Raw genomic sequence first — 19,408 nt, 5'->3', positions numbered from 1 at the left:
TCAATTGAAAGTAAAGGAAGTGATAAAAAATGAAAGCGGTAAAAAAGATCAATAATAATGTTGCTGTTTGCGTAGATAACAATGGTGATGAACTGGTGGCATTCGGAAAAGGAATTGGTTTTTGCAGGATGCCATATGAAATAAAAGACATGAGGAAAATAACGATGACATTCTATCGTTTAGATACGCATAATTTTCAATTATTGAAAGAAATACCAGAAAACATCTTCGAGATTAGTGCGCAAATAGTAAATAGAGCTCAAAAAGTGCTTGCCCGTGAGTTGAATCCAAACGTGATCTTCAGTTTGGCAGATCATATAAACTTTGCAATTATTCGGCAAAAAAAATATAGAGAAATGAACCTGCCCTTTTCTTATGATGTAAAGCAGCTTTATCCTAAGGAATTTGAAATTGGAAAAATGGCACTGGGGCTAGTTAAAAAGCAGTTAGATGTGAACTTGCCTGAAAGTGAAAGTACAGCCATCGCGATGCACTTTATTAATTCACAAGCCGCCAACATAACATCCATAACGAGTGATACTTTTAATTTAATATCCGAGAAAACTATCGTCATTATTGAAAACTATTTTCAAATAACGATTGATCAAAATGAGTTTTCATACAACCGCTTTATAATGCATTTGCGTTATTATTTGATCCGCATTGCAGAAAACAAGCAAATAGTTGATGAAGCTAGTCAAGCAATTATACAAGCTTTTAAACAAGAATCTCCGAGGATATATGAATGTACGAAACAAATAGTGGCAATGATCGATGACGTATTAAATAACAAAAGTACAGACGATGAATTATTTTATCTAATGATTTATGTCAAAAGGATAGTCGTAAAATCATTGAATACAAAGGAGTAAGTCATGAAAAAAAGAAAAGACGAATTCAAAAAAATGGGTGTTGAAATTTTAAAAGAAGTAGGAGGGGCGGCGAATGTAGCTAGTGTAACACACTGTATGACCAGACTACGCTTCAATCTTAAAGATATGAGTTCTCCTAACGATGATGAAGTTAAAAAAATCAAGGGTGTCCTTGGAGTGATGCGGGCAGGGGGACAATATCAGGTTGTTATAGGACAGACAGTTAATGAAGTTTATGATGAAGTTGTCGCAGCTGGTGATTTAACGCAAGATAAACCAGTGGTTGAAGAAAATAGGCAAAATACTGCGAAGGAAAAGAAAACATGGAAAACTGTTGGTTCAGCGATCCTTAATAAAATAGCAGGCAGTTTGACACCGATTATTCCAATGCTTGTCGCAGCTTCAATGTTTAAAATGCTTGTCGCTGTTCTCGGACCAAACATGTTTAACATAATTTCTGCCAACAGTGATATTTATAAATTATTTTCTTTTGCGGGAAATGCAGGTTTTTACTTTTTCCCAATTATAATTGGGTACACCTCGGCCAAACAATTTAAGACTTCACCAATTTTAGGAATGTTTTTGGGCGCAATCATGCTTGATCCAAATTTAATAAATATAGTAAACGCCAAAAGAGCTTTCACGGTTTTTGGAATTCCCATGCAATTGGTAAATTATTCTAGTACGGTAGTCCCTATACTACTTTCGGTATGGATTATGTCGTACATTGAAAAATTTTTCAACAAGAAAATCCATGCGTCTATCAGAACTGTTTTTGCTCCCACTTTAACAATTTTGGTAATGTTGCCAATCAGTTTGTGCTTCATAGGCCCCTTAGGTGGTTTCCTGGGAAATTATATTTGCAACGGAATCTTAGCGTTTGGTCGTATGGGCGGGGTGCCTGCAATTATCGGCATTGCTCTTACTGGTGCTTTTTGGGAGCTGTTGGTTATTACTGGGATGCATTTAGTGATGATAAGCGCAATGATGCTTTTATTTGCTCAAAATGGATATGATAATTTTGTTAGTTTAGGTTCGGCAGCAGCAAGTTTATCCGTTTCGGGAATGTGCTTAGGAGCGGCCCTACGTTTAAAAAACAAGGAAGAACGTTCATTAGCTTTCAGTTACTTGGTTGCTGGAATTATCGGCGGAGTCACAGAGCCTGCTTTATATGGTGTTGCGATTCGTTACAAAAAACCGTTTATCGGGATGATGATTGGCGGTTTTTGCGGAGGCTTGTATGCAGGGGCGACACATCTTACTGCATATGTTCTTGTACCGATTGCCAATTTTCTTGCACTTTCGAGATATGTTGGAGGAACAACAATCAATGTTGTTAATGGAATACTAAGCGGGATAATTGCCTTCGCAGTGGCTGCACTTGCAACTTATATATTGGGGCTTGATACAGAGCACAAACTGCACTTTAATTTCAAACGGAAAATGAAAAGAGGGGGAAAACTTGAAAAAGTTAATTATTAGGGCAGATGATCTAGGTTATTCTAAAGCAGTTAATTATGGAATCTACGAATCTATTGTTAACGGAATAGTAAATAATGTCTGCGTTATGGTAAATACCCAGTTTTCCGAACACGGTATTGAATTGGTCAGAAACACAAAGGCGGATTTAGGACTGCACACCGTTATTTGTACAGGCAAACCAATAACAGCTCCTGATTTGGTTCCAAGTCTTACGACAAAAGACGGAATGTTTAAAACATCTAAAACCTATCGTAATGCGACTACAGATTTTGTTGTGTTTGATGAAGTTGTTCTTGAGATCGAAGCCCAATATCAAAAATTTGTTGAATTGACCGGAAGCAAACCAGTCTTCTTAGGGGGGCATGCAGTAGCAAGCAGCAATTTTATTAAGGGCTTGCAGTTGGTTGCTAGGCTCCATAATGTACCATTTCTGGGTTTTTCTGGTGGAACCGAGCGATTGGATTTTAAAAAAAGCCAATTGTATCCGCTGATGGAAAGCATGTCTTTGCACTATGATCCCTTTGAAACTATGAAAAAAGCATTTAAGTTAAGCTCATCAAGTAAGATTCCGATGATTATTTGCCACCCAGGATATTTAGACAGCTATCTTTTAGCGAACTCTTCACTGACTATAGCAAGAACCAAGGAAGTTGAAATGCTTTGCAGCCCGAAGGTCAAGGCTGATTTAGAAAAAGCAAAGATACAATTATTGAAACTGAGTAAAATAGTTTAGATAACATTGAATGTTTATTCAGTGCAAGTTTCATTAAAAATAAGCTTGATGAGAATTGTACCACAAGGTAAAAGGTGATTAAGACACACTTTTCAGCTTTTTAACAAATAAAAATCAATGTTATTTTAGTTTTTTAAATTTACCAAAAAATAATTATGGCTAAAAGATAAAAATTATGCTTGACAGTTTTAATACTGATACGGTATTCTATATATCATGATTTAATTAAAATCACATTTAATATTAATGCGTTGAAAAGAAGAGTAGATTGTCGAGTATATCCGAAGAGAATGTTGCATAATTTGGTGAAAGCAACATAGTTGGAAAGATGATTGAAGATGAACTTGGAGCTTAAGGTATGTGGAAGCATAACTTACGTCGGGACACGTTACCGTTCTGAGCATATATAAGTGTGCTTATGAGTTATCGAATGAAAATTTGATAAGAAATTTGGGTGGTACCGTGAGAAAATCCTCGCCCCTGTTTTATGACAGGGGCGAGGATTTTTTATATTGGGAGAAAGGCTGAAGGATTTATGACCGTAGTATTTAAAGTTTTTGAGAGTTTATTACCATCTTTAGGAACAACATTAACAATTATTGGTTATTCAATAATTGCAACGTTTGTTATGGGCTTTTTATTCTCGTTGATACATTTTTCGAGAAGTAAGGTTATATCTAAGATTTATTTTGGTTTTATTAGTGTTATGCGAGCAACGCCAGTTTTGCTGCTACTAATGTTGGTTTTCTATGGCTTTCCACTTCTTTTTTCATTTTTCGGCTTAAACATTGAAAGTTGGCCTAAAAATCTATTTGCAATTATTGCGATTGCCTTAGAAAACAGCGCGTATTTTTCAGAAAATTTGCGCTCGTCATACGTTTCGATTCCGCAATCACAATATGATGCTTGTGCAGCATTGCAGTTAAACAGATTTCAAGCCTTAAGGCGAATAATTGGACCGCAGGTTTTCTTTGCTGCACTGCCCAACATAGGGAATACATTGATAACAGTTGTAAAGAATTCGGCATATGTGTACGTCATTGGCATTACAGATTTGTATCAGCAAGCACAAATCACTGCCCAAGCTTCTTTCGGCAAAAATCAGCTGACCGTGTTTATAGTTCTTTCTATATTCTATTGGATAACGTGTGTTCTGATTCAAGAGTTGATTGAATGGTTCGGTAGCAAGAAGAAATGGGGTGGCGTAAGATGAGTTTGTTTTGGACAGACCTTGGTCAAATAGTTCCAAACGCTTTACAGACGTTGTATATAGCCGCATGGTCGATCATAGTTGGAATTTTAGGAGGGGGGGTGGTTAGTTATATAAGAATTAAAAAGATACCTGTTTTAAGTTTGGTAGTCCAGATTTATCTGTCATTTGCACGTTCAGTTCCGATGATCGTGGTGTTGTATGTTTGCTATTATGCTTTGCCGAATTTAACGGCAGGGTTAGTCGCAGAGCAGGGGATTCGTGTTCCTAAAAGTATAATTGCTGTTTTTGCATTAAGCCTGTTTTCCAGCGCGTATTTTGGTGAGAGTTTCCGTTCAGCGTACTTTTCTGTGGGGAAACTACAAATGGAAGCTGCACTTGCGTCCAATCTCAGCAAATGGTCGGCATTGAAGCGAATTATTCTGCCGCAAGCCGCATTCTTTGCCTTACCGAACGTTTTTAACACGGTGATGGATATCATCAAAGGAACAGCCATAATATATAACATAGGATTGTTAGAAATTACCGGAAAAAGTATATTAGTAGGCTCAATGACTTATCAATATATTCCCGCATATTTTGCAGCGTGGGTGATATATATCGCGATATATATAATCGTGAACATAGGTTTCAAATTTATAATTAATAAGCTGAATTTTAAGGGAGAGGAAGTCAGATTATGATAAAGAAAAGTAAAATATTTTTAGCAACGTTAGTGGGGGTAACTGCAGCAGTAGCGTTTTTCTCAAGACAGAACACTGAGACAGTGGCTGCCGCAGATGCGCCACGCACAGTGCAAGTTGTGGGCCCATCAGCTTCACAACCTTATCAGATTTTGAAAAGCAAAGACAAACTATCAGGTTATAACGGTGACGTGTTGAAGTACGTTCAAAAGGATCTCAAAGACAAGTATAAGTTTCAATATCAGTTAACTGATGCAAACTCTGTTTTTGTAGGATTACAGTCAGGCAAGTACGATTTAGCAGTGGGAAATTACTACTATTCAAAAGAAAGAGCTAAGACTTATTACTACTCCCATCAAGCATCGTTTTTAAGTGACTTGAGGTTGGTAGTTAGAGAAAAAGATAATAAGATAAATGATTTAAAATCGTTATCGAAATCAAATGGAAAGTTAGAACCTATTGACGTAGCTGACCCAAGATATGACATCATCAAAAATTGGAATAAAAAGAACCCTAAATATAAAGTTAATGTGAAAACATCAGGCTTTGTTGATACAGCTGACCAATTTAAGGATATAGCAAATAAGCAGTATGATGCTATTTTGTATCCAAGGACCAATTTTGATACTGCACAAAAGAAACTGCATGAACCTTTGAAGTTGTCGAAATCAATTGCAACATTCCCAACTGTATACTATTACCATAAGAGCTCAGATAATGCTGAATTGCGCAGGGACGTAGATAAAGAACTTAGTAAGTTGAGAAAAAATGGGACTTTAAGTAAACTTTCCAAAAAATGGTTTGGCAGCAATCCATACACCAAGGCAAGTCAAAGCTACACTGATGTGACTAAATCATACGCAAGCAGTAAGTAGGTTGATAAAATGGCGTTATTAAAAGTTACAGGTCTAGAAAAAAAGTTTAATGCTGAAAAAATTCTTGCAGATGTGAATTTTTCGATAAACAGCGGTGACACACTAGTCATACTTGGAAAAAGCGGCGCGGGAAAAACGACCTTGTTGAGGTCTCTTAACTTACTTGAAAAACCGGATAAGGGTTCGCTGCTTTTCGATGAAAGAAAAATAAATTATGACAGCCTAGATAAAGCGGACATAGGCTTTATAAGGAGTCGCCTTGCAATGGTTTTTCAGAACTACGCACTATTCAACAACAAAACTGCCATTGAAAATATAATGGAACCATTGATATATGGTAAAAAAATAGCTAGAAAAACAGCTTATGAAGTTGCGCAAACACTGCTACAGCAGATGGAGCTTAAAGGTAAGGCGAATTTATATCCTGCAGAATTATCAGGTGGACAACAGCAAAGGATCGGCATTGCCCGAGCTGAAGCCTTAGCTCCAAAAATTATATTGTTTGATGAACCTACTAGCTCATTGGATCCAGCATTAGTAGGGACGATAACAGCTGACATTTTGGAATTGCAAAAAAAGAAACAGACGATGATTATCGTGACTCATCATCTGGAATTTGCAGAGAAAGTTGCAACTAAATGCATTTTTCTAGCGAAGGGGAAAGTAATTGAAAGTAATTCAGCAAATTATTTTTTTAATGAACCGCAAACCGCTGAATTAAAAGAATTTCTAAAAAATAATTAGTGAAGGGGATTGGGTGATGAAGGCAGTTGTTATTGGTGCTGGGAAAACGGGTTATGCCTTAGCTGTGCACCTACTAAAAGAAAAATATGAGGTAGTTGTATACTCTCGAAGTAGGCAAAAAGCAGATTTTTTTTCGAATAATAAACTTGAAGTTACTGGCATTTTGGCAGGACGATACAGAGTTAAAACTACATCTAATCTGACAGCAGCCGTAGCAAATGCAGATATAGTTTTTGTTGCAACATGGGCTAATGCTCACAATGATGTACTCAAAAACATCGCTTCATTATTATCCTCTCAGCAAAGCATAATTTTTTTGAATGGAAACTGGGGTGCGTTAGAGGCTATTTCGTATTTGGGCCAAGATAGCATTGGCAAACTACACTTAGAAATCGGGGAAACATCTGGGATGCCCTATGTTGCGGAGTTCAAAGACCGGAATCATCTTGAAATAAAGCAGATCAAAGAACTAGTTACGCTTTCTGTTTTTAATCTGGAAAAAAGAGCAAGTGAAAAAGTAGTAACGCTGTTCAAAAAGTTATATACGAGTATTGAAGTTGCGCGGAATATTATAGCTACCTCGTTAACATCGCTGAATCCTATTATCCATGTTCCGGCTGTGATTTTTAATTTAGCAAGGATCGAGAGACAGGATAATTTTTCTATTTTAGTTGATGGATTAACACCTAAAGTTGCAAATTTTATTATGAAGATAGATTCTGAAAGAAGGGCATTAGCGAAAGAACTAGGCATCCCGTACAATACGATCGTTGCTCAACTTTCAGAACAGTGGGGGCGAGAATTCCCCGATTTACCAACTTTGTTTTCAACACTGGGGACCTATAAAAACCTACAAGCACCTAAATCTTTTAATTCACGCTTTATAGTAGAGGATCTTCCCTTTGGAATAGACCCATTAGTGAAATTGGGCAGTGAGCTGGATGTTGGAGTTAGAAATGCCGAACTGTTAGCGGCTTTTACACATAGTGTGCTTGAGGAACAGGAGAAGGCAGATCTCAGTTTTATAAGCAAAAAAAATATAGATTTGGTTTTAAACCAGCCATAAGCAGAGCAAACTTAGCTGGCAATGACAATTGTGAAGAAGGTTGGATCTGTGGAAGCCAGAACGTAGTGAACACGACTAATGAGTGTAAATATAACAGAATCTCTCGCTGATTGAAATTGAAAATAGCAATATAAGACTGTTAGAATCGAACCACTTTGATGATAAGTGGTATAGCTGCTTTTTTTCATCGAGACACCAACTCCAATAATGTCATACTTTTCCAATGAACATCTCCTAAATTATTTAGTAGAACTATTCTGGGTTTATTTTTGATTATTTTAATTTGCTAAACACGGTCTCGAAGACCAACATGCCTAAAACAGAATTACTGAGAATAATGACGGTAATCGGTTTTATGATTACGGACTCGAAGTTCAAGAGAGTATACGCGATCTTTGGCTCCACACATTCCACTATAATTCAAAGAAGCTCTGTAAAACTGATTTGGTTTTACAGAGCTAATTTTATTATGTTTGTTCCGTTTAACTGAGCCTCATTTCCTATTAAGGGATTTACTTTACTTACCGATTTCAAATTGGCACTCAAAATTTATCTTTTTCTCTGTTGTACAGAGAAAAAAGGATTAAAGCTGATTGGAAGATATCTTTGAGCGCAGTTCTCGCTGTAGCATACTCATTAGCTTTGTTTGCTGTTGCACCCAGTCAGGGTTAGCAGCATTGTTCAATGCAAAGCGAATAGAAGTAAGCGATAATTCACTATAAAAATGTGCTAGAAAGTCAATTGAAAACTGACCATTCAATTCCTGATGCTGCAGATATTCTCTACAAGTTTCAAAAGTGATTTGTCTGAGCTCAGTTTCTAAGGTAGTAGGGGTTTCATGTAGATCTAGCAGCGCCTTTAGTTCAGCTGAGTTTTGCGTCAGGTTTAGAAAAATATTTGTTAGTGCTTCTAAAATAGTTTCATTATTGAATTTGTTAAATTTCTGCCTTATTTCAGAAGAAAAATCATTGCTCAACGACTGAATGATTTGTTCTAATAAATCATACTTGTCCTTAAAATGATCGTAGAAAGTTGACTTAGCAATTTCAGCTTCGGAATAAATCTTAGCAACTGTTATTTTTTTAAAAGGCATTTTGCTAAGAAGCTCTAAAAAAGTATGAATGATGTTCCGGCGCGTTTTTTTTACTCGAATATCAGTAGTCATACATAACCTCCATCTATTTTTCCTACTATTAGTGGTAAAACGTTTGAAAACCTACTCTTTGATTGACTTTGCGTGTTGTTTTAAATTCTGATCAGCATTATCATGACGTTGAAATTCAAAGATATATGTATTTCAATAATGTGTAAAGGGAGTATCGTCATGCAGAACTTAGAACAGGAATTAAAAGAACGACTAACTAGCTTGCAAGATAATCTAAAACAGGCTGATTTAGATGCCTACGTTATTACTGATCAAGAAGATATTTGGTACTTTACAAATATCAATTATAAACCTGAACAGCGACCATTCATATTCATTGCTTATCCTGACAGAAAACCATTATTTATTGTCCCTCAACTAGAGGTTGACCATTTTACTGTCTCATATTTTGACTATGATATGGATAACTACTTCGACGTTACTTCCAAGGATGGGAAAAATTGGTATGATGTGCTAACAAAATATCTTGCTCCTCTAGCGCGAGTTGGAATCGAAAGTAATGGCGAGCTGCTTATAACGAAATTTACACCGGATATTAACTGGGAAACCGGGTTTTTTGTTCAAAATCAACGAATGGTTAAGAGCGCGTACGAATTAGACAAACTACAGTATGTTTCAGACATCTGCAGCAAGGTAGTACAGCAAACATTAAAAATATCGCGTGCAGGTACAAAAGTAATGGATACTTATTCAATTGCAATGAAAGTCGGTGCGGAAGAGCTAGCAAAGAACTTTAGTCTGGAAAATCGCACGATAAATGCAGTTTGGCCGGCTAAATATAGTTTTATGCCGCATAGTATTCCTGATGTCAATTCCACACTTGGAGCAGGTCCCAATATTGATATCGCACTTTTCAATCTTCAAGGGTATGCCGCTGAATGTGAACGGACATTTTTCGTTGAAGAGCCAACTGATGAAGAAATAAAACATTTTGAGCAGATGATGACGGCAAGAAAGCTTTTCTTGGAGAATCTAAAACCTGGAACTAAAGCAAGCGATATTGAAAGAATAGTAGATGACTACTTCGAAGCAGAAGGGGTCTCTAACCGTATTTTGCATCGCCCAGGTCATGGAATCGGTTTGAATAATCATGAATGGCCGACACTATCCTTAGGAAACGATGAGACACTGCAAGAAAACATGGTTGTTTCTGTAGAACCAGCTATTTACTTTGAAAATCAGGGCGGCTATCGCCACTCAGATACTGCGGTAATAACGAAGGACGGTTACCGTTTACTGACACAGGCCCCAACAGAACTCAAGGATCTGATTTTGAAATAATTGATTGGAAACGACCGTAAGCAAGCGAACTTACAGTCGTTTTACCATCGTTACGGAAGGAAAACTGAAAAGTGGATAAACATATTTTCTCTAATATCCGTAAGTTATTAGTTGCCATAATTTATGGATTGCTATCAGCGATAGGGATTAATTTATTTTTAAGTTCAGCCCACGCGTATTCTATCGGTGTTCCAGGTATTGCACAGCTGTTAAATAGTTTGTTGAAGTTTATCCAAGTCAATGTGAGTATTAGCAACCTAGTAATCATCCTCAATGTACCATTGGTTATTTTGTCCTTGGTTTTGTTTGGCTGGAATTACACACTATTTTCTTTAACAGCCGTTGTCTCAAATGTCATTTTCCTAGGCCTTATTCCTGAAGTTTCTATTCTGCACGAGCGTTTAACTAATACAATTGTGGGGAGTGTCATCATAGGTGTTGGTATTGGCCTATGTTTTCGTAACAGTTTTTCCACGGGAGGAACTGATGTTATTGTCAGTTTCATTCAGCAAAAGTATCACAAAGATATTGGTTTCGTAAACACGCTTATGAATGGTATCATTTTGGGAATAACAGCCATCTTTTTCGGCATTCCAGGAACAGTCTATAGCTTGATCAGTATGATTGTAACTAGCTATGTGATGGATAAAATCTATATCCAGCAAAAGAATGTGACTTTGGTTGTTTTCACTAAACAACCAGCGATTCTGACACAAAAATTGCGGAATTACAGTCATGGCGCAACGTTATTCTCCGGCAGAGGGATCTATGCTGATCAAGAAACTGATATGATACTAATGCTGATTCAGAAAAACGAAATATCATTTTTGAAGAAGATTATTCTTGACGGTGATCCAGCCGCTTTCATAAGTGTTCAAACTACCGATTTTGTCAGTGGAAACTACATTCGCAGGTTTTAGCTTGGATAACATTGTTCATTTATTGCTGCAAGTATAACAGATTTCTTTTAAGTTGAAGCATCATTTAAGAGAGCCCATAGCAGTAAGAGTTAACATGGTCACAGCTTAATTTAAGAGCATTAATCAAAAAGAAACAAAACCCCACTATTTCGCGGGGTTTTGTTTCTTTTAGTTAAGTGATTAAAAGCAATAACCGATTTTCTGGATAAACTAAAAAGAGGATGTAGACTCACTGTGTTTTTTTAAGCTCAGTTAATGCAGTATAAGCTAGTTCATGATCTTCTTCATCGGTTAAACCAGAAATAACTAGTACACCACTAAATCCTACAGTAGTTACATTTATTGGGAAACCACCGCCTACAATTGCATAATCAGCTGCGGAACAGCCGCTGCTTTCGAAGAAAACTTTGTTATCAGCTTTGTACACAGCTTTTTCATATAGGGAACTATGCTCATATTGAGCAACAACGTTATGTTTCTTCTTTGCCCAAAGATTATTTTCAAAAGTTGTTTTGCTTCCAGCACTGAGAAAAACCAACCTTGAACCCTTATAAATTTCAACGACTATTCTTTGGTAATCCTCTTTACTGGTCTTTTCGATTGCATCAACTAGCTTAGGAACATCACTTAAAGTGAAATGTTTCAAAGTTGCCATTAATTCTTGATCTAAAATCTCAATTGTACTTTTCATATTTAAAATCTCCCAATTTTTTGAATCAATCTAAAGAAAAGTGAGTATTGACCTTCACCGGTTTTCCAGTTTTCATGGATTCTTGCGCCGCAATTGCAGCTCTTTGGGCCATAATAACATCTTCTCCAGTAGCAACAACGGGATTATTTTCTATAAGTGAATTGATAAAAGCTTTCATTTCAGCAATGTAGGCTTCATGATATCTTTGAACAAAAATGGGGAGTGGTTTTTTCTCAATTTTATTAGCACTGTTATAAAGTTCGACAGTGCTTTGGCTAACATTTTCAGCTTTGAGCATTCCTTTTGAGCCGAAGACTTCTACGCGCTGGTCATAGCCATAGACAGCTTTGCGGCTATTGTCAATCAGACCATAAGCTCCATTTTCGAATTGAAGAACAAGTGCGAGGGTGTCAATATCATCAATATCTTTTAAGGTCGGATCGATTAATGTTCCGCCTTTAGCATAAACTTCACTGATATTGCTATTCATCATATATCGCGCCATATCAAAATCATGCATTGTAAAATCGAAGAGAAGTCCGCCAATTCTTTGGATAAGATCATGCGGCAGCAAATCAGGATCACGTGAAGTTATTTTGACGATTTGTGGTGTACCGATATTGCCGTTGCGAACTTGGGTGTAGATGTCACGGAACTGTGGATCCATGCGGCGATTGAATCCCATTTGGAGCTTCACACCATTTTTTTTGACTTCTTTTAAGACATTCAGACTAGCACGCTCAATGGTGTTCATGCTCAAGGGTTTCTCACAGAAAATATTTTTTCCAGCTTTAGCGGCATCGGTTACGATCTGTTCGTGTGTATCCGTCGAGGTAAAGACAAAAACAGTATCGATTTCAGGATTATTTAATAAATCGTGATAGTCTGTGGTCAGATTATCAAAGCCTAGGTCATGCAATTTATCTGAAAATTTATCAATAAAAACATCAGCCAACTGGATAATATTAACCTCTGGCAGTGTCATCAAGTTATGCAAATGCATCTGACCTGCTCGACCTAGTCCAATGATTCCAACATTTATTTTTTTCATAAAAAAACCTCCTATAATATTAAGTTGTTTATTTTTTTAATGTTGCTCGGGCCCAATGCCCGTTTTTTGCCCGTATTGAAACTCTAGTTGGATCTGCTCTAAACTCTTTCCACGAGTTTCAGGAGCAAATTTCCAAGCAAACCAGAAGGAAAGTAAGTTACAGCCTACAAAAACAATAAAGGTTGCTGATAATCCTATCCTTGCTAAGAGGATAGGGAAAGCAAAGCCAACTAGAAAATTACTTAACCAAAGAAAGAACGTTGAAATGCCCATTCCAAGACCGCGCAAGTTTTGCGGAAATATTTCTGACATCAGCAGCCACGTAGTTGGTGAGACACATCCTTGAAAGAAACCAAGGAAAATCATAGTTGTCAGTATGACGAGATACGGTAACAACGGTGATTGAGATAGAAAGGTAGAAACAAGCGCTATTGTCATCAATGAGAGACCAGTTCCTGTTATACCTGTGAGCAGCATTTTTCTACGGTTTACTCTATTCATCAAATGCATTCCAACATATGTGGCTACCGCGGAAACGAGTCCATTGAAGATATTAGCAATAAGCGCTGACTGGTGTCCGAACCCAGATTTCATCAATATTGTTGTTCCATAGTACATCATGATATTTATCCCAATAATCTGCTGAACAATTCCAATACCCACGCCAATTAAAATAAGTCTGCGGATCCAAGGAATCGTTAGGTCCTTTAATTTCGCCTGTTTAGTTTCATCTTCTCTTTTTAAGTTATGCTGAATTTGTTCTATTTCCTTTGATGCTTCTTTTGGCGTTGAACGGATAGAGGACAATGTCTTACGAGCTTCTGCGACCTGTCCTTCATCACCATCCATCTTGGTGATTCGGGAATAATTAGCATTCCTACAAACAAACAAAGTGATGGGATCATTCCGAAGGCGATCATCCAACGCCAGATATTGCTCTGTTCATTGAATAAAACACCGAGCAGTGCATTAACGCTAAATGCTAGTAATTGCCCCCCAGTGATCATCAATTCATTCTGTGTTACAAGTTTTCCACGAATAGACGGCGTTGATAGTTCCGAGAGAAAGGTTGGAACTATCACAGATGCTCCTCCTACTGCTAGTCCTAAGCAGAAACGAAAGGTGATCATTAGGAGAGCAGTAGGTGCGAGCGAGCAAGCTGCGGTGAATATCAAAAATATGATTGATAGAACCAGCATAACTTTGCGACGACCATAATGATCAGATAATTTACCTGCGGCAAGAGCACCTACTGCAGCACCTAGTGTAATGCTACTGGTAACTAGCCCTTCAGCTGTCGAAGTTAAATTTAATTCCTGCGGCGAAGCCATGAATGTTAATGCACCATTAATGACACCCGTATCGATACCGAAAAGAAGGCCTCCGAAAGTGGAAAGAATAGCAATTTTTTTCAGATTTTTTTGGGCCGTGGTATTAGTAGACTTGGCTGGAGGTTTATTTTTTGAAAAAATCATCAGAATCAACTTCTTTCGCATACGTTGTGGTCAAACCGGATAAAAAATAGTTTTTCTCAATTCTTAGTTGCCGATAATCGTAGCAAGAATATAATTCCTAAGATAGCTATCCGTCGTTAAATAATTTTCTTCTAAACATTATTTTCCTTAGAACTTAAAGTGAATTAGGTAACAAAATTAATTGTGACAAAAACCATATTGCCAGTATTTAGGAGATTTTATCCGTTGAACGAAATATCAGCTAACTACCCACCGATTATTTCACGAGAACTTGTGAATGTCAAATCAAATATAGAAATCGATTACATTAAAACTTATATTTTTGATAAATGGCTTTACAACGAACTATTTTGCTGATAGTATGTGGGTGTGATTAAAAAGTTGTTATTTTTTTAGTTCTTTTTGATATTAATTTCACAATCGATTGTTCACTACAGACGGAGATCTTTAAATGCTAGATAATCCAAATTTATTAAGTAAAAGAAGGGAGACTTAAGTTTGAATAATCACAAGGACGTTAATGTGGGTATTATTGGAATGGGGAGGATCGGTAATGTTCACTATCAAAATTTGCTTACATTCAGTGATGTGCATGTAAAAACGATTTGCGACATTCTTGTAGACAATAGTTGGAAAGAAAAATATACAAGAGTTCCTAACCTCGTTAAGGATTATCATCATGTTTTGGATGATCCGATGATAGACGCAGTTTTGATATGCACCCCAACAGACCTACATCCACAGATCACAATTGATGCCGCTAGGGCAGGCAAGGATATTTTCTGCGAGAAACCAGTTGGTTTCGAAAATAAAGATATTCTTGAAGCATATAAGGTTGTTAATGAAACAGGTGTGAAATTTGAAGTTGGCTTCAATCGCCGCTTTGATAAACATTTCGATAAAATTGTTGAACACCGCGATGAGGGCAGAATAGGCGAGCAGCAAATATTGAAAATAACTTCAAGAGATCCTGAACCTCCATCATTGGATTATGTTGAGCATTCTGGGGGTATCTTTATGGATATGACAATTCATGACTTCGATATGGCACGGTTCATTACTGGACAGGAGATTGATGAGGTTCATGTTTTCGGTAATGTTCTAATCGATGACAACATTCGTAAATTTAAGGATATTGACACAGCTGTAATATCATTGAAGTTCACGAATGGAATGCTTGGGGTTATTGATAATTCAAGAAAAGCTGTTTACGGATATGACCAAAGAATAGAGTTATTCGGCTCAAAAGGTGTAGCTCGTGCTGAAAATGTATTGAACTCGGAAACTATCTTTGTCGGAAAAGATGGATCATTGTCAGATACACCCATGTATTTCTTTTTGCAAAGATATAAAGATGCATACGCACGTGAATTAAAGTCATTTTTTGGAGCGATTAGAGGGAAACATCCAGTCGCGTGCAATTTTGAAGACGGTATTCGTGCTATCCGTTTGGCAGAGGCGGCAAAACGTTCTTTATTGAGTGGACAGGCTGAGAAAGTAGCAGAGGTCGAATAAAAGAAGGAGGAGTTTGTAATGAATTTAGGCTCAAAGAACAAGAATATTAAATGGGGTATTGCACCGATCGGCTGGAGGAATGATGATATTCCATCAATCGGGAAAGAAAACAATCTACAGCAACTACTAAGTGATATAGTTGTTGCTGGTTTCCAAGGAACAGAAGTCGGAGGATTTTTCCCAGGACCGGATAAACTCAACTATGAATTGAGGCTGCGTAATCTGCAAATTGCAGGTCAATGGTTTAGCAGCTACATTATTCGCGATGGGATTGAAAAAGCAAGTGAGGCATTTGAGAAACACTGTCAATTCTTAAAGGCTGTTGGAGCACCAGTAGCAGTTGTTTCAGAGCAGACATACACTATTCAACGATCAGATAATGCCGATATTTTCACAGACAAGCCGCATTTTACAGATGCTGAGTGGGATAAAGTCTGCGAAGGCCTGAATCATTATGGCGATATCGCTGCCAATTACGGGATTAAAGTTGCATATCATCATCACATGGGAACAGGTATTCAAACAGAAGAGGAAACAGATCGCTTGATGGCTAATACAGATCCTGAGAAAGTAGGATTACTTTATGATACAGGACATATTTATGTTTCAGACGGAGATTATATGAGTCTCCTGAAAAAACATATTGATCGGGTAGTTCATGTTCACTTCAAAGATGTTCGTAAGAAGCAAGAAGCAGATTCAAAAGAAAAAGAACTTACTTTTCAGGAGTCCTTTTTAAATGGAATGTTCACGGTACCTGGAGATGGCGATCTAGATTTTAAACCCATTTATGATGAACTGGTTAAACATGGTTACAAAGGATGGATCGTGATAGAAGCTGAGCAGGATCCTTCTAAGGCCAATCCGCTAGAGATGGCTCAGATTGCACACAGTTACATTGAAAAACACTTATTTTCAAAATAAATAAAAAATATTATTAAGATGGGGGATTTTTATTATGGCTAAAACAACAAAAGTAGGTATTATCGGGATTGGTTTCATTGGATCAGACCATTTGAATCGTTTGACGAAAACGATTGCTAATGTTGATGTGACGGCAGTCTGTGATATTGTACCAGGTAAGGCGCAAAAGGTGTTGGATGAGCAAGGTTTAGAAGCCAAAGATTATGCTGATTATCATGAATTAATTAATGACCCAGAAGTTGAAGTGGTAGTATGTACTGCAAGTAATGAGGCTCACTACGAAATTGTGATGGCGGCGTTAAAAGCAGGAAAATTCTGTTTCTGTGAAAAGCCATTGGCTTTGGATGCAAAACAATGTATGGATGTTGTGGAAGAAGAGCAGAAACATGGCCGCAGAATGCTGCAGGTTGGATTTATGCGGCACTATGCGCCTGAATATGTTCAGTTGAAGCATATCATTGACAGTGGTCAAATTGGAGCACCTTTGATGGCAGATTGTCGTCATTATAATCAAACACAGCCAGAAGAGTACGACTCAACACGCTCAATTATAGAAACAGCGATCCATGAAATTGATGTCATGCATTGGTTACTGAACGATGACTATAAGAACATCAAGGTTTATTTACCGAAACAGACTCGCCATGTCCAAAATAAGAACATTCGGGATCCGCAGATCGTGGTAATGGAAACAAAGAGTGGGATCAATATTTCTGTTGAGGTTTTTGTACGGTGTCAGTATGGATACGATATAAAATGTGATGTAGTTGGTGAAGAAGGGGTTGCCGAATTACCAACAGTTCCTCAAGTTGCTTTAAGGAAAGATGCTAAGTACAGTACAGAAATACTGACAGATTGGAAGGCACGCTTTGAAAGTGCATATGATATTGAATTTCGAGACTTCATTGCACATGTATCTGAAGACAAATCACCTGTCGGTCCGTCAGCATGGGATGGCTACATTGCTGCAGTTACGGCCGATGCTGCCTTGAAATCAATTGAGGAAGGCGGTAAAACACAGGATCTTGACATTCCAGAAAGTCCTAAGTTTTATCAGGAATAAGTGCAAATATAAAAAGTTAACTGGTATTTCTCAGGAATAATGAGGAGGAGATGGAATGAATAAAGGTGTTGATATGGCTGGGCATCCCAGTGAACGGCGAGGATATATGTGGTTTATCGCATTAATTACATGTATGGGTTCGTTACTGTTTGGATATAACACCGCAGTGGTTAATGGATCACTTGGATTTATGTCTGCTAAGAGTCAGCTAGCACTCTCCCCATTCAATCAAGGAGTTGTTTCAAGTGGTTTGACGTTGGGAGCGGCATTTGGTGCTGTACTTGGTGGGCCATTGAGTGATCGAATGGGACGTAAACGTGTTTTGCTATGGTTAGGTGCTATTTTTTCTTTGGGGGCACTAGGTTGTGCTTGGGCTCCTGGGGCAGGTATCCTCTTAGTTTTTCGCTTTATTCTAGGTTTAGCTGTAGGTTCAGCATCAGCTAATGTTCCACTGTTTTTAGCTGAAGTTGCTCCCGCCCATATGCGTGGACAGATGGTTTCGATGAATCAGTTAATGATTGTTTTTGGACAATTTCTGTCGTTTGGGGTTAATGCATGGCTAGGAAGTGCTTTTGGAGACAATGCTGCTATCTGGCGTCTAATGCTTGGGGTTGCAACAATTCCTGGTATCTTGCTCTGGGTTGGTATGTTCTTCGTTCCTGAAACGCCGCGTTGGCTTGCGGCTCACGGTCGATATAAGGATGCATTTAACTCACTTGTGCGTGTGCGTTCTAATGAAACTGCTACTTCAGAGATGAAGGAAATTAAAGCTGCTATTCAAAAGGACAAGAAACAAGAGGAAAAGGCAGCATCGTTAGCCGACTTTAAAAAACCATGGATATTGCAGATTGTTATTACAGGGGCAACCTTGGGTGTAATTCAACAGTTCGCGGGGATAAATTCAGTAATGTATTATGGAACACAAATCCTTGAAGCAAGTGGTTTTGGTTCCAAGGCGGCACTTATCTCAAATGTCGCTAATGGGTTGTTTTCATGTATAGGTGCAGTTATTGGAATGTATACAGTTGATCGCTTAGGGCGTAAGTTTTTGGAATACAGCGGGTTGACGGTTTGTGCAGTTTGTCTCGTTTGTGTAGGATTACTCCGGACCTTTGCTAATGGTGCTTCTTGGTCAGGAGTTGCAGTCATGATTATTGTACTTATCTACATCGTGTTTTTCCAAGGTACACTTGGACCAGTCACATGGCTGATTAACTCGGAAATTTTTCCTGCACGTTATCGTGGTTTAGGGACAGGAATAACGATTTTCGTACTTTGGTTTGCGAACTTCTTAGTAGGGTTGTTCTTCCCAGTTATGCTTTCTGTTCTCGGATTAGCAACATCATTCTATATTTTCGCGGCATGTTGTGTTCTAGGTTTGTTCTTTGTTCATGCGCGAATTCCAGAGACAAAAGGTGTTCAATTGGAAGAAGTTGAAAGTTATTTTCGAGCGAAGTACGACAAGGATTATGAAGGAACTTCCGCTATCAAGTAAATTAAGCAACTCTTAAAAAGCCTATTTTGAATTTTTCTGTACGAACCATTATTATATCCTTGGGCTTTTAGTCCTAAGCCGATGAAGGGGTTTAGGACTTTTTGTTTGGAAACTTAAATGTACTGGTAAATTTTTTAAATTTATCTTATTATGTTTAATTGGA

Annotated in this window: 18 protein-coding genes and 1 pseudogene; 14 read left to right on the top strand and 5 right to left on the bottom strand. The window is 37.7% G+C overall.

Features of this window, described 5'->3' with window-relative positions; genetic code table 11:
* The first annotated feature begins 29 nt into the window (after positions 1-29).
* The 8 genes from JCM15457_RS08695 (at position 30) to JCM15457_RS08660 (ending at position 7,665) form a co-directional block, all read left to right on the top strand.
* The gene (locus JCM15457_RS08695; RefSeq protein WP_034989349.1) at positions 30-872 is read left to right on the top strand and encodes a PRD domain-containing protein; all 843 of its coding nucleotides are present in this window, start codon (positions 30-32) and stop codon (positions 870-872) included.
* A gap of 3 nt (positions 873-875) precedes the next feature.
* Positions 876-2,354 carry a PTS transporter subunit EIIC gene (locus JCM15457_RS08690; RefSeq protein ID WP_034989347.1) on the top strand — a complete coding sequence of 493 codons (1,479 nt, stop codon included), beginning with the start codon at positions 876-878 and terminating at the stop codon, positions 2,352-2,354.
* Positions 2,335-3,087, top strand: a complete 753-nt coding sequence (locus JCM15457_RS08685) for a ChbG/HpnK family deacetylase (protein ID WP_034989345.1) — start codon at positions 2,335-2,337, stop codon at positions 3,085-3,087. Before JCM15457_RS08690 ends, JCM15457_RS08685 begins: the two co-directional genes overlap by 20 nt.
* A gap of 535 nt (positions 3,088-3,622) precedes the next feature.
* A complete protein-coding gene (locus tag JCM15457_RS08680; RefSeq protein WP_034989533.1) occupies positions 3,623-4,300 on the top strand; it encodes an amino acid ABC transporter permease in 678 nt (225 codons plus the stop codon).
* On the top strand, positions 4,297-4,980 hold the full coding sequence (locus tag JCM15457_RS08675; protein WP_034989344.1) for an amino acid ABC transporter permease: 684 nt from the start codon (positions 4,297-4,299) through the stop codon (positions 4,978-4,980). Before JCM15457_RS08680 ends, JCM15457_RS08675 begins: the two co-directional genes overlap by 4 nt.
* Positions 4,980-5,855, top strand: a complete 876-nt coding sequence (locus JCM15457_RS08670; protein ID WP_034989532.1) for a transporter substrate-binding domain-containing protein — start codon at positions 4,980-4,982, stop codon at positions 5,853-5,855. The genes JCM15457_RS08675 and JCM15457_RS08670 overlap by 1 nt, the downstream gene beginning before the upstream one ends.
* Before the next feature lie 9 nt (positions 5,856-5,864).
* Positions 5,865-6,599, top strand: coding sequence for an amino acid ABC transporter ATP-binding protein (locus JCM15457_RS08665; RefSeq protein WP_034989342.1), 735 nt, complete (start codon positions 5,865-5,867; stop codon positions 6,597-6,599).
* Positions 6,600-6,615: 16 nt separating this feature from the next.
* Positions 6,616-7,665 (top strand): NAD/NADP-dependent octopine/nopaline dehydrogenase family protein, encoded by a 1,050-nt coding sequence (locus JCM15457_RS08660; RefSeq protein ID WP_034989340.1) that lies wholly within the window; start codon positions 6,616-6,618, stop codon positions 7,663-7,665.
* 11 nt (positions 7,666-7,676) lie between these two features.
* Here the strand turns inward: JCM15457_RS08660 and JCM15457_RS08655 are convergent, their stop codons facing one another.
* Both JCM15457_RS08655 and JCM15457_RS08650 read right to left on the bottom strand, forming a co-directional pair.
* On the bottom strand, positions 7,677-7,889 hold the full coding sequence (locus tag JCM15457_RS08655; RefSeq protein ID WP_034989338.1) for a hypothetical protein: 213 nt from the start codon (positions 7,887-7,889) through the stop codon (positions 7,677-7,679).
* Positions 7,890-8,248: 359 nt separating this feature from the next.
* Positions 8,249-8,830 (bottom strand): TetR/AcrR family transcriptional regulator, encoded by a 582-nt coding sequence (locus JCM15457_RS08650; RefSeq protein WP_034989337.1) that lies wholly within the window; start codon positions 8,828-8,830, stop codon positions 8,249-8,251.
* Between the two features lie 159 nt (positions 8,831-8,989).
* On the opposite strand from JCM15457_RS08650, the gene JCM15457_RS08645 reads away from it, so the two are divergent.
* Together JCM15457_RS08645 and JCM15457_RS08640 are read left to right on the top strand one after the other, a co-directional pair.
* A complete protein-coding gene (locus JCM15457_RS08645) occupies positions 8,990-10,111 on the top strand; it encodes a M24 family metallopeptidase (RefSeq protein WP_051993407.1) in 1,122 nt (373 codons plus the stop codon).
* Between the two features lie 71 nt (positions 10,112-10,182).
* Positions 10,183-11,031, top strand: a complete 849-nt coding sequence (locus JCM15457_RS08640) for a YitT family protein (protein ID WP_051993405.1) — start codon at positions 10,183-10,185, stop codon at positions 11,029-11,031.
* 229 nt (positions 11,032-11,260) lie between these two features.
* On the opposite strand, the gene JCM15457_RS08635 is transcribed toward JCM15457_RS08640, so the two are convergent.
* The 3 genes and pseudogenes from JCM15457_RS08635 to JCM15457_RS08625 all read right to left on the bottom strand — a co-directional run bounded on the left by JCM15457_RS08635 (position 11,261) and on the right by JCM15457_RS08625 (position 14,248).
* The gene (locus JCM15457_RS08635; RefSeq protein ID WP_034989335.1) at positions 11,261-11,722 is read right to left on the bottom strand and encodes a heme-binding protein; all 462 of its coding nucleotides are present in this window, start codon (positions 11,720-11,722) and stop codon (positions 11,261-11,263) included.
* A gap of 25 nt (positions 11,723-11,747) precedes the next feature.
* Positions 11,748-12,773: an inositol 2-dehydrogenase gene (iolG, locus tag JCM15457_RS08630; protein WP_034989332.1), complete on the bottom strand. Its 1,026-nt coding sequence runs from the start codon at positions 12,771-12,773 to the stop codon at positions 11,748-11,750.
* Positions 12,774-12,809: 36 nt separating this feature from the next.
* A pseudogene (locus JCM15457_RS08625) lies at positions 12,810-14,248 on the bottom strand (sugar porter family MFS transporter).
* Between the two features lie 498 nt (positions 14,249-14,746).
* On the opposite strand from JCM15457_RS08625, the gene iolG (JCM15457_RS08620) reads away from it, so the two are divergent.
* The 4 genes from iolG (JCM15457_RS08620) to JCM15457_RS08605 are packed head-to-tail and all read left to right on the top strand — an operon-like array spanning position 14,747 to position 19,245.
* On the top strand, positions 14,747-15,763 hold the full coding sequence (gene iolG, locus JCM15457_RS08620) for an inositol 2-dehydrogenase (RefSeq protein ID WP_081778236.1): 1,017 nt from the start codon (positions 14,747-14,749) through the stop codon (positions 15,761-15,763).
* Positions 15,764-15,781: 18 nt separating this feature from the next.
* Positions 15,782-16,687: a myo-inosose-2 dehydratase gene (gene iolE, locus JCM15457_RS08615; protein WP_034989330.1), complete on the top strand. Its 906-nt coding sequence runs from the start codon at positions 15,782-15,784 to the stop codon at positions 16,685-16,687.
* A gap of 34 nt (positions 16,688-16,721) precedes the next feature.
* Positions 16,722-17,750: a Gfo/Idh/MocA family protein gene (locus JCM15457_RS08610; protein WP_034989328.1), complete on the top strand. Its 1,029-nt coding sequence runs from the start codon at positions 16,722-16,724 to the stop codon at positions 17,748-17,750.
* A 55-nt stretch (positions 17,751-17,805) separates the two neighbouring features.
* Complete coding sequence (locus JCM15457_RS08605; RefSeq protein WP_051993403.1) at positions 17,806-19,245, top strand: sugar porter family MFS transporter; 1,440 nt, start codon at positions 17,806-17,808, stop codon at positions 19,243-19,245.
* The last annotated feature ends 163 nt before the right edge of the window (positions 19,246-19,408 follow it).

It is taken from the genome of Liquorilactobacillus sucicola DSM 21376 = JCM 15457, from assembly GCF_000612445.1.
Classification (GTDB): Bacteria; Bacillota; Bacilli; order Lactobacillales; family Lactobacillaceae; genus Liquorilactobacillus; species Liquorilactobacillus sucicola.
The sequence above is the reverse complement of the archived record's forward strand: the minus strand, read 5'-3'. Positions and strand labels throughout refer to the sequence as shown.

Coding starts and splice junctions, on each gene's coding strand:
- JCM15457_RS08610 (WP_034989328.1), top strand. CDS start 16,722: ATGGCTAAAACAACAAAAGTAGGTATTATCGGGATTGGTTTCATTGGA.
- JCM15457_RS08650 (WP_034989337.1), bottom strand. CDS start 8,830: ATGACTACTGATATTCGAGTAAAAAAAACGCGCCGGAACATCATTCAT.
- JCM15457_RS08690 (WP_034989347.1), top strand. CDS start 876: ATGAAAAAAAGAAAAGACGAATTCAAAAAAATGGGTGTTGAAATTTTA.
- JCM15457_RS08665 (WP_034989342.1), top strand. CDS start 5,865: ATGGCGTTATTAAAAGTTACAGGTCTAGAAAAAAAGTTTAATGCTGAA.
- JCM15457_RS08675 (WP_034989344.1), top strand. CDS start 4,297: ATGAGTTTGTTTTGGACAGACCTTGGTCAAATAGTTCCAAACGCTTTA.
- JCM15457_RS08695 (WP_034989349.1), top strand. CDS start 30: ATGAAAGCGGTAAAAAAGATCAATAATAATGTTGCTGTTTGCGTAGAT.
- JCM15457_RS08660 (WP_034989340.1), top strand. CDS start 6,616: ATGAAGGCAGTTGTTATTGGTGCTGGGAAAACGGGTTATGCCTTAGCT.
- JCM15457_RS08680 (WP_034989533.1), top strand. CDS start 3,623: ATGACCGTAGTATTTAAAGTTTTTGAGAGTTTATTACCATCTTTAGGA.
- JCM15457_RS08605 (WP_051993403.1), top strand. CDS start 17,806: ATGAATAAAGGTGTTGATATGGCTGGGCATCCCAGTGAACGGCGAGGA.
- JCM15457_RS08635 (WP_034989335.1), bottom strand. CDS start 11,722: ATGAAAAGTACAATTGAGATTTTAGATCAAGAATTAATGGCAACTTTG.
- iolG (WP_034989332.1), bottom strand. CDS start 12,773: ATGAAAAAAATAAATGTTGGAATCATTGGACTAGGTCGAGCAGGTCAG.
- JCM15457_RS08645 (WP_051993407.1), top strand. CDS start 8,990: ATGCAGAACTTAGAACAGGAATTAAAAGAACGACTAACTAGCTTGCAA.
- iolE (WP_034989330.1), top strand. CDS start 15,782: ATGAATTTAGGCTCAAAGAACAAGAATATTAAATGGGGTATTGCACCG.